Here is an 8690-nt window from a genome sequence, read left to right on the forward strand (position 1 = left end):
AACTTTTCTGACTTTTCTTCAGCTATTTATGAATGTCTGAATGATGCCCATCTGAAACATAAAAAAGAACTGGATTCCTTGCTGACTCTACGATTTCAGAAGTTTAATAAATCTCAGATTATGAACGTCTAAAGTATAGAAAGGCATTTAGCGATTTTTGTCAATTTAGAGCGAACTAATCAATTAAGTCTCTTGCCAGATAAGGATTTAGTCGATTTATGCCCCCCTATCGAACCATAACAAGTAACGAAGAGCCACAATTACCGAAGAGCCATAAATATGTAATCGCACCAGGGAGATTTTTTAAAGTCTGAATTGTCCCACTAAGTTCTTGAGCAAGACCTAGGGTAACTTCACATTCAGCCAACCCCACATGACTGGGCAGTAAAAATAAGTTATCACGACCATCAATAGGAATACATTCCACAGCTTCAATTAATCTCGGTTGAGACTCAAAAGCAGGTGCTAAAGCTGTTTTAATATTAGAGCAAGTATTGTAAGTAGGTGGGTGGAATTAAATATAAGATGAACGTAGGTTGGGTTGAAGCATGAAACCCAACGCCCGATTATGTTACGCTACCGCTAACCCATCCTACAAATAATTGCGCCTCCCTACTTAGATTGCTTGTAGTCTTTCCTCCCTATCTTCACTTTCATTAGTCAAAGCCATACCAGTTAAGTTACATTGGGGATCGGTATCGACAATAATTACTCTTTTGCCCTTCTCAGCAAGCATCCAACCAAGGTTAAAAGTGGTTGTAGTTTTGCTCACTCCACCTTTATGATTAAAAAAAGCTATTTTTTGCACCATGGCATTAATTATATTTGAAGATTGTTACCCTTGGTCGTTATCATAACATCAGTGTGGAGATTTTGCCATGATTTCTAGGCTATAATCAGACTTTCGGATTCCTCGTCTTAATGCCTAGCAATTAAGGAAAAATTGCGCCATGGTTTCCACCCTAAAACCCCCAACTGGATATTTAAGCAATTTCATCGGGATTAATGCCCAATTCTCGCAGCTTTTGGGCTAATTTTTCCGCCCGTTGTTGTTCTCTTTCTTTGGCTAATCTTTCCCGTTCTTTGGCTAATCTTTCCTGTTGGGCCGACTCTTGAGGGGTGGGGACTAATTCACCCGATTCGGTGAAATAGCGCAATTTATTGGCAAAAATCCCTAAATATAATCCTAGTTGCTTACTCCATAAATAACCGTTTTCATTGGGGGTAATCGGTTGGTATTGTCCCTCGATTAAAGTGAATCCTTGCCATTCTAAGGTATTAGGATCAAACCAAAAATACTCAGGAGTCCGGAAAGTATGCTGATATAGTTCCTTTTTGGCTTTTCTGTCCACATTAGCGGTGGAATCGGAGAGAATTTCGATGATTACATTGGGATATTTACCCCCTTCTCCCCAGACGACCCAACTTTTCCTGGGACGTTTCTCTGTATCTAAAACCACGAAAAAATCTGGTTCACAAAAATCTCGCTGTTTCAGTTGTCTTTCGTTATAATAAATAGTCAAATTGCCCGAGGCATAGTAATCGTTTCTATCTTGCCAGAGCCAATCAAGACAAGATAATAATAAAATAATTTGTTGTAAATGCAGATCACTTTCCACGGGTGGTTCATCACTCCATAAATCGGTGGGAGGACAGACAATATCGGTAGCAATATCTAGGGTTGTCATCGTTTATAAACCCATTGAGTCAATTTGGGGTGATTCTAGCAACAAGGGACAATCAATACAATTATATTATAAGTCCGATCGTTTTGCTTGGGGTGCATCTCATTTTTGTAAATCTACTAATTTGGGATTTTTAAGGGGAAACTTTCTCCTAAAATTGGGCGTTACTTTCGGTTTTATCACTCAATCCAAGCTTTTGGGTAGGGTTGATTCATAGTAGGGTTGATTCATGAATCAACCCTACCCAAACCCCCCGTTGGGACCCAAACCCCGGAGCGCATTAGTTTTTCGGTGGGATGCTTACACGCGATTGTTCATATTTTTGTACTAATTTAAGAGTCACTGATAATTGCTAATTGTCGGTATTTCTGCAAATGTGAGATGCACTCCTTAATCTTCCGCTCGGTCCTAGGGAGATTTTTGTCAAGTCTGAACTCGAATTACTTAACAATTCGGTGAAGGTGAATCAACGAGAGCCGTTAATCTTTATTAAGGGGGATTTGCCTTCAATCCCCTTGGTTGAAGGACTTATAAAAACCAGAGGAAAGCAATTAAAATCACAGTGAGAGTGGCGGCAAAAATGAGAGCGTATTCAATTTTCTTATTGATAATACCAATAACCATGACCAGGGTAATTGCCAGAAGAAACACACCGATATAGACTAGATCTTGAGAACCTGAATTAACTAAATTATTATTTAAAGTCGTTGTGGGTGTGGGAGTTTGTAGAATTGTTGATGAGAGACTAATCGTGGAGGTAATGAACATAAATATTTATGACTACCATAGAACTAATTTTATACAGTAAACCGGACTGTCATCTTTGCGAAGGGTTGCTAGAGAAACTAGAAAAAATCCGTCAACCGGACTGGCAGTTAGAAATTAGGGACATTACCAGTCGAGAGGATTGGTTTAACGCTTATCAGTACGAAATCCCCGTCCTCTGTCAAAAACTGGCCACGGGGGAAAAAATCCTTCCTCGTCTTTCCCCCCGGGCAAATGCCGAACAATTGGCCCGTCTTTTAGCCAATAATTTAACCTAGGGGCTAATTACCCGGACTAGGACTAACGACTGGACTAGGAGAGGGAGAAGACTGGGCGACTGGTTGCGGTTTGGCTGCCGGTTGAGTTTGATACCATTTAAAGTGTTGGTAGGCCGTGCGCGATATTTGTTGAATCAGAGTCCTAGCGTTACTATCATTGTGGGGACGTTTGACCATCACTGCTCCTAGATAGCGTTTCCCGTTGGGCATATCAATAATCCCCGCATCCGCTAACATCGAGCCAATATCACCGGTTTTATGGGCAATATCGGCGGATTTCTCGATACCTTGGGGCAGCAGGGTGCGAGTGCGCGTTTCCTGCATAATATTTAATAGACGATCGCGGGAACGTAAACTGAGTAATTCCCCTTGATTAACTTTTCCTAAGATTGTCACCAAATCTCTCGGACTTGTGGTATTGGTTCCTTCCAAGTCTGGTAAAGGGTTATTAATTACCGTACTGGTCAAACCCCAAGCTTGAAAACGCTGATTAAGAGCCTTTTTGCCGCCCATGCGCTTAATTAACATATTAGTAGCGGTATTATCGCTAATTACGTTCATTTTAGTGGCGGTTTCTAGGGCAGTATAGGTTTTATTCACTCCTAGATACTGCATATCCCCAGACCCACTGGCCAGGACATCCTTACTGGCCACAAGGGTTTCATCGAGACGAATTTTCCCCGCGTCCACATCCTCAAAAAAGGCCACCAGAATCGGGATTTTAATCGTACTAGCGGCAGCAAAAATAGTATCTTCTCGAAAATTAGCGTAAGCACCGTTATCAAGGTCAATAAATAAAGCTCCAGCCTGTAATTTCGGATATTTGACCGCTAAAGCCTGTAATTTCTGGTTAAGGCTGCTGAGATTTTCGTTTAAAACTAAGGTGGTCGGTTTTGGGGTGACGGGTTTGGGAGTCGGGGAATTAGTAGCGGTGGGTTTTGGGTGTAGGGGTAATTTGCTGGGATCCACCACCGTTAAAACCGTACCAGCGATCGCACCTAAACCGACACCAAGGATAGAGAAGCGAAGAACCTGAAGGAGAAAAGAAGCGATTAGGTTAGGTTTACGCTGTTTTTTTGCCCTTTTAACGGCTACAGGCTTTTTTTTATTATTTGAGTCCAGGGACCTAGGGGACCCAGGGCTAGATTGGACTTTAGTAGGACGACGAGTTACTTGACGAGTCACGGTTTTCCTCAAGGGTATCCAGATTTATTATCAATCGCTAGGAGAATTTTTTTTCTTGCCCTTGAGACTATCAAGACCGAGAAAAAGTTGCCCGATACTTTCAATATGACCGATAATACCCCGCAGCAGGGCTAATTCCTCCACCGTGGGCCGGGCCCGATGATAAAATTGCCGGAATTTCTCCATCCTAGCGGCGGCGGTGTGGGGGTAAAGATAGCCAATTTTGAGCAAAAAGCTCTCTAAGTGCTGATAATAGCCTTCTAGAGCTTCAAAAGTGGCATTAGGGAGCGTTTCTACCGGGGTTTCGAGCCTATTTTCCCTGGTCATTTGGTACAGTTCGTAGGAGCAAACCGCCACCGCTTGGGCGAGATTGAGGGAGGAATATTGAGGATTAGCGGGAATACCGACAAAACGCTGGGCGTGGTTCAGTTCGCTGTTACTTAAACCCCGGTCTTCTGGCCCGAAAATTAGGGCCGATTCTAGGTTAGGGGTGAGTAACCAGGGTAAGGCGGTCCGGGGTGTTTCAAGGGGAGTATTCAGGTGACGGGGTTTCGAGGTGGTGGCAATGATGCGATGACAACCCTGCAAAGCTTCCCCAAGGGTGGCTACCTGTGAACAGTTTTCTAGGACTTCAATCCCGTGTACTGCCATGCGTCGCGCTTCTTCTGCAAGGATATCACAGACGGGATTGACGATAATTAAGCGACTTAAGCCCATATTCCGCATAATTCTGGCAGTGGAACCCACATTTAAGGCTCCGGCTGGTTCAACTAAAATAATTCTCAGGCGATCGAGTGGGGAACTCTGATTATTTTCATCTACACTCATAGATAAGGCGCAGTTTTTGACTTTTTAATTTTAATCATGGCACGTCAGCCCTCGAAGTCCGATCTTCCCAGTAAAATTTGTCCCGTTTGCGGTTTATCCTTTACTTGGCGCAAAAAGTGGCAAAACTGTTGGCATGAGGTCAAATACTGTTCAGAACGCTGTCGTCGTCGCAAGTCCTCGGCCAATCAGTAAAAAGCCGAGAATTTTAACTATCAAATAGGCACTCTTGCAAAAGGCAATTTTTAGCTGAGGACTTAGATGGGTAATTAATTTTGCTTAGGTACTCTATTAGCTTTTAATTTTACGACTAATTTAGTAAGCTGATACTTGGCTAAATTAACTTTTTCTTAAGAGAATCTGAATGCACATTGCTTGGTTAGGAAAAAAATCTCCTTTTTGCGGTAACGTTACCTATGGGCGAGAAGTGACTAATTCCCTGCTCGATCGAGATTATCAAGTCAGTTTTCTACATTTTTCTTCCGAAAAACCCACCGTAAGCGATTGGCCTGACTTTTACGACGAAATCACCCTGCCACGTCTCTATAGTTCCCAAGTCTATACTATTCCCACCCTGAAATCGAGTCGGGTTCTACAGGATAAACTCAGGGAACTGAAACCCGATCTAGTTCATGCGTCCTTACCCCTGTCTCCCCTCGATTTTCTGCTACCAGAAATTTGTGAGTCTTTAGATTTGCCTCTGGTGGCGACTTTTCACCCGGCTTTTGATAGTAAAATTCGCAATATCATCTCCAGTACCCAATTATTAACCTACCAACTACACGCCCCTTTTTTAGCTAATTACGATAAGGTAATTATTTTTTCCACCTCTCAACGGGATTTTTTAGTTAAATTGGGAGTTCCCGAAGAAAAATTAGCAATTATTCCCAATGGGGTTGATGTTAATAAGTATTCTCCAGGACCATCGAATATTAAAGCGCAATATAATGCTGATTGTTTATTTGTTTATCTCGGTCGGATCATGCCGGAGAAAAATGTAGAATCTTTATTGAAAGCTTGGAAAAAAACCAATTTAGGGGATAGATGCAAACTGCTCATTGTTGGCGATGGTCCGTTAACTCCTTCCCTTAAACCTTTTTATGGGGAAGAAGATGGTATTATCTGGTTAGGTTTTATCGGCGATGAAAATAAACGAATTGAAATTTTGCGCGGGGTTGACGGCTTTATTTTACCCTCTTTAGTGGAGGGTTTATCGATTTCCCTCTTGGAAGCGATGGCCTGCGGTGTTGCTTGTCTGGCTACGGATGTGGGTGCCGATGGGGAAGTGTTAAAAGGTGCGGGAATAGTTCTAGATACTAAAGGACTAATTACCCAATTAAAAACTCTCTTGCCTGTATTACGAGATCATCCCGAATTAACCACAATTTTAGGTCAAAAAGCCCGTCAAAGAGTTTTAGACTCTTACACTCTTAGCAAAAATATTGATCGCTTACAGTTAGTTTATCAAGAAGTGTTAGCCCAAAAACAATCTTCTCTTAGCTACTTTCACTAAGGAATTTATATGACGATTGCCCGGACAATTTGCTTGGGATTTATTGCGGTAATTTTAGCGGGAACTTCCCTGTTGATGTTGCCTGTTTCTACCACTAGCGGCACTTGGAATGACCCAATTGTTGCCCTCTTTACCTCCACTTCTGCTGTCTGTGTCACGGGTTTAGCAGTGGTAGATACGGGTACTTATTTTTCTTTTTGGGGTCAATTATTTATTGCTTTATTAATTCAAGTGGGTGGACTGGGATATATGACCACTACCACTTTTTTAATGTTATTAATTGGGCGAAAATTTGACCTGAGACAGAAGTTAGCAATTCAAGAATCCTTTGATCGACCTTTCCTACAAGGTAGTCAAAGTTTAATGAAATCAGTGATTGCTACTACTTTAGTTTTTGAGTTAACAGCAACTTTTGTTATGTTAACTGTCTTCGCCCAAAAGTATGATTTTAGATATGCGGTATGGTTATCTTTATTTCATAGTATTAGTGCTTGGAATAATGCGGGTTTTGGCTTGTTTAAAGATAACTTAATTTCCTATCATTCTTCAATTATTATTAACTTATCTATCACAGGATTAATCATTTTTGGAGGTATCGGTTATCAGGTAATTATCGAGTTTTACACTTGGTTTATTTACCGCTTTCAATATAAACGAAAAGGCTTTGTTTTTTCGCTTAACTACAAAGTTGCTATCAGCACAACCATATTTTTATTAGTGATAGGAACATTAGCTTTTCTACTTACTGAACAGGGAAATGGTGACACTTTAGCTAATTTATCACTTAAAGATAAATTCCTGGCCGCTTGGTTCCAATCGGTAACATCGAGAACAGCAGGATTTAATACCATTGATATTGGTAAAATTTCCGTAGAAGGTTTGTTAATTACCATGGCTTTGATGTTTATAGGAGCCAGTCCTAGTGGTACAGGGGGAGGTATTAAAACCACAACTTTTAGGATTTTATATAACTGTACCCGCTCGGTTTTACGGGGACATGAAGAAGTGACTCTTTATCAAAGACGCATTCCCATGCCGTTAATTTTAAAGTCAATGGCGGTGGTTTTTGGTTCGGTTATAGCGATTATTATCTCCACCCTAGCTATCTCATTTGTGGAGACAGATTTTAAAATGATTCAACTATTTTTTGAGGTAGTTTCTGCCTTTGGAACTGTCGGCTTATCTATGGGAATAACCGCCGCTTTATCACCGATTTCTAAGTTAATTATTGTTTTTATGATGTATCTGGGACGGGTAGGAGTTATACTTTTAATAGCGGCTATTATCGGCGATCCGAAACCAACAGTTATTAATTACCCCGAAGAAAACCTTTTAGTGGGATAATTAATATCAGTTATCAGTTATCAGTTATCAGTTATCAGTTATCAGTTTCTCCTGTCTCCTCACTCATTGATACTAGCATTTTAAATGCGTAACAGCTTCAATTAAAATTATGCAATCAATTAAATTTTTTAGTAGTATGCGTCCCCAAAATCGTCAATTTGCCGTCATCGGATTAGGCAGATTTGGGCGCGCCGTCTGTGAAACCCTACGCAAACAAGGTTATCAGGTGGTAGGGACAGATATTGACGAAGGATTAGTAGCGCAAGCGTTATCTGATCGGATAGTAGATAATGCGATCGAGCTTGATTCTACCAAACCTAACGCTCTGCGAGAAGCGGGAATTTTTGAAACCGATACGGTGATTGTCGCTATTGGTAAATACGTGGAAGAAAGTATCATTACTACTCTCAATTGTAAGGAAGCGGGGGTTAATTTTGTCGCCGCTAAAGCCTCCACAGAAATCCATGGAAAATTACTCAAAAAAGTTGGTGCAGATTTAGTAGTTTTTCCCGAATACGATGCTGGTTGTGAGTTAGCGCACCGTTTAACTAGACCATCAATTTTAGAACGATTTGATCTCGATCCCGAACATAGTATTGTCGAGTTAAAAGTCCCGGAAGCTTTTCACGGTAAAACCCTAGCAGAGTTAGAAATTCGTAATCGTTATGGGTTAAATATTGTCGCTGTCGGTAATGCGGAAAAATTCAAGATTAACCCCAATCCCCAAGAAAGATTACACAAGGATTTAGCAATGGTGGTGATTGGTTCTAACCGAGATATTCAGCGTTTACCGATTTGACACTCCCCGCTCTAAAGAGACGGGGATTCTTGGTTCACAGAGATTACTTGCTTAGACAGAATTGCTTCTGAAAAAGTAGAGGTATTCTCTCCCCAAGCGTTTATTGGATCGAGCCCAAAGGTTCCGGTATGCCCTACCGTACTTAGTCCCCTTTTAAGGATGATTAAAGTCAGTAAGAGAGTCGCCTCTCCTACTGCTCTACAAAACGGAACGTGACAATTTCTCGTCATTCCGCTCCTCAACTACACGGGGTTTGTCATTCCTACGTCATTACCAACATATCCTTTACCCAGATG

At 41.3% G+C, this 8690-nt stretch carries 9 protein-coding genes and 4 pseudogenes; 6 read left to right on the plus strand and 7 right to left on the minus strand.

The window, feature by feature from the left end:
* Positions 1-132, plus strand: a pseudogene (locus IM509_RS06025) (IS630 family transposase); the annotation flags it as partial.
* A gap of 142 nt (positions 133-274) precedes the next feature.
* Here the strand turns inward: IM509_RS06025 and IM509_RS24040 are convergent.
* The 4 genes and pseudogenes from IM509_RS24040 to IM509_RS06040 all read right to left on the minus strand — a co-directional run.
* Positions 275-499, minus strand: a pseudogene (locus IM509_RS24040) (hypothetical protein); the annotation flags it as partial.
* A 120-nt stretch (positions 500-619) separates the two neighbouring features.
* Positions 620-811, minus strand: a pseudogene (locus tag IM509_RS06030) (ParA family protein); the annotation flags it as partial.
* Between the two features lie 172 nt (positions 812-983).
* Positions 984-1688: a Uma2 family endonuclease gene (locus IM509_RS06035; RefSeq protein WP_272079503.1), complete on the minus strand. Its 705-nt coding sequence runs from the start codon at positions 1686-1688 to the stop codon at positions 984-986.
* Positions 1689-2213: 525 nt separating this feature from the next.
* On the minus strand, positions 2214-2453 hold the full coding sequence (locus IM509_RS06040; protein ID WP_052277519.1) for a hypothetical protein: 240 nt from the start codon (positions 2451-2453) through the stop codon (positions 2214-2216).
* An 8-nt stretch (positions 2454-2461) separates the two neighbouring features.
* Between IM509_RS06040 and IM509_RS06045 the strand changes: the two genes are divergently transcribed.
* Positions 2462-2728, plus strand: a complete 267-nt coding sequence (locus IM509_RS06045) for a glutaredoxin family protein (protein ID WP_008204472.1) — start codon at positions 2462-2464, stop codon at positions 2726-2728.
* 3 nt (positions 2729-2731) lie between these two features.
* Here the strand turns inward: IM509_RS06045 and IM509_RS06050 are convergent, their stop codons facing one another.
* Together IM509_RS06050 and IM509_RS06055 are read right to left on the minus strand one after the other, a co-directional pair.
* A complete protein-coding gene (locus IM509_RS06050) occupies positions 2732-3913 on the minus strand; it encodes a serine hydrolase (RefSeq protein WP_052277518.1) in 1182 nt (393 codons plus the stop codon).
* Between the two features lie 30 nt (positions 3914-3943).
* Entirely contained in the window at positions 3944-4741 is a 798-nt protein-coding gene (locus IM509_RS06055; RefSeq protein ID WP_052277517.1) for an RNA methyltransferase, read from the minus strand.
* A gap of 36 nt (positions 4742-4777) precedes the next feature.
* Here IM509_RS06055 and IM509_RS06060 point away from each other — a divergent pair, with 36 nt between their 5' ends.
* From IM509_RS06060 to IM509_RS06075, 4 genes are all read left to right on the plus strand, one after another.
* Positions 4778-4933, plus strand: a complete 156-nt coding sequence (locus tag IM509_RS06060; RefSeq protein WP_002746413.1) for a DUF2256 domain-containing protein — start codon at positions 4778-4780, stop codon at positions 4931-4933.
* 169 nt (positions 4934-5102) lie between these two features.
* On the plus strand, positions 5103-6251 hold the full coding sequence (locus IM509_RS06065) for a glycosyltransferase family 4 protein (protein ID WP_052277516.1): 1149 nt from the start codon (positions 5103-5105) through the stop codon (positions 6249-6251).
* A 9-nt stretch (positions 6252-6260) separates the two neighbouring features.
* Positions 6261-7595, plus strand: a complete 1335-nt coding sequence (locus tag IM509_RS06070) for a TrkH family potassium uptake protein (RefSeq protein WP_052277515.1) — start codon at positions 6261-6263, stop codon at positions 7593-7595.
* Positions 7596-7704: 109 nt separating this feature from the next.
* Positions 7705-8394: a potassium channel family protein gene (locus IM509_RS06075; RefSeq protein ID WP_002750520.1), complete on the plus strand. Its 690-nt coding sequence runs from the start codon at positions 7705-7707 to the stop codon at positions 8392-8394.
* Between the two features lie 11 nt (positions 8395-8405).
* Here IM509_RS06075 and IM509_RS06080 read toward each other — a convergent pair.
* Positions 8406-8558 (minus strand): annotated as a pseudogene (locus tag IM509_RS06080) (RNA-guided endonuclease TnpB family protein); the annotation flags it as partial.
* Between the last annotated feature and the right edge of the window lie 132 nt (positions 8559-8690).

The organism is Microcystis sp. M31BS1 (assembly GCF_020245285.1).
Lineage (GTDB): Bacteria > Cyanobacteriota > Cyanobacteriia > Cyanobacteriales > Microcystaceae > Microcystis > Microcystis panniformis.

Bases quoted from the DNA above. Each gene is read 5' to 3' on its own strand.
- IM509_RS06035 (WP_272079503.1), bottom strand. From the start codon at position 1,688: ATGACAACCCTAGATATTGCTACCGATATTGTCTGTCCTCCCACCGAT.
- IM509_RS06040 (WP_052277519.1), bottom strand. From the start codon at position 2,453: ATGTTCATTACCTCCACGATTAGTCTCTCATCAACAATTCTACAAACT.
- IM509_RS06045 (WP_008204472.1), top strand. From the start codon at position 2,462: ATGACTACCATAGAACTAATTTTATACAGTAAACCGGACTGTCATCTT.
- IM509_RS06055 (WP_052277517.1), bottom strand. From the start codon at position 4,741: ATGAGTGTAGATGAAAATAATCAGAGTTCCCCACTCGATCGCCTGAGA.
- IM509_RS06060 (WP_002746413.1), top strand. From the start codon at position 4,778: ATGGCACGTCAGCCCTCGAAGTCCGATCTTCCCAGTAAAATTTGTCCC.
- IM509_RS06065 (WP_052277516.1), top strand. From the start codon at position 5,103: ATGCACATTGCTTGGTTAGGAAAAAAATCTCCTTTTTGCGGTAACGTT.
- IM509_RS06070 (WP_052277515.1), top strand. From the start codon at position 6,261: ATGACGATTGCCCGGACAATTTGCTTGGGATTTATTGCGGTAATTTTA.
- IM509_RS06075 (WP_002750520.1), top strand. From the start codon at position 7,705: ATGCAATCAATTAAATTTTTTAGTAGTATGCGTCCCCAAAATCGTCAA.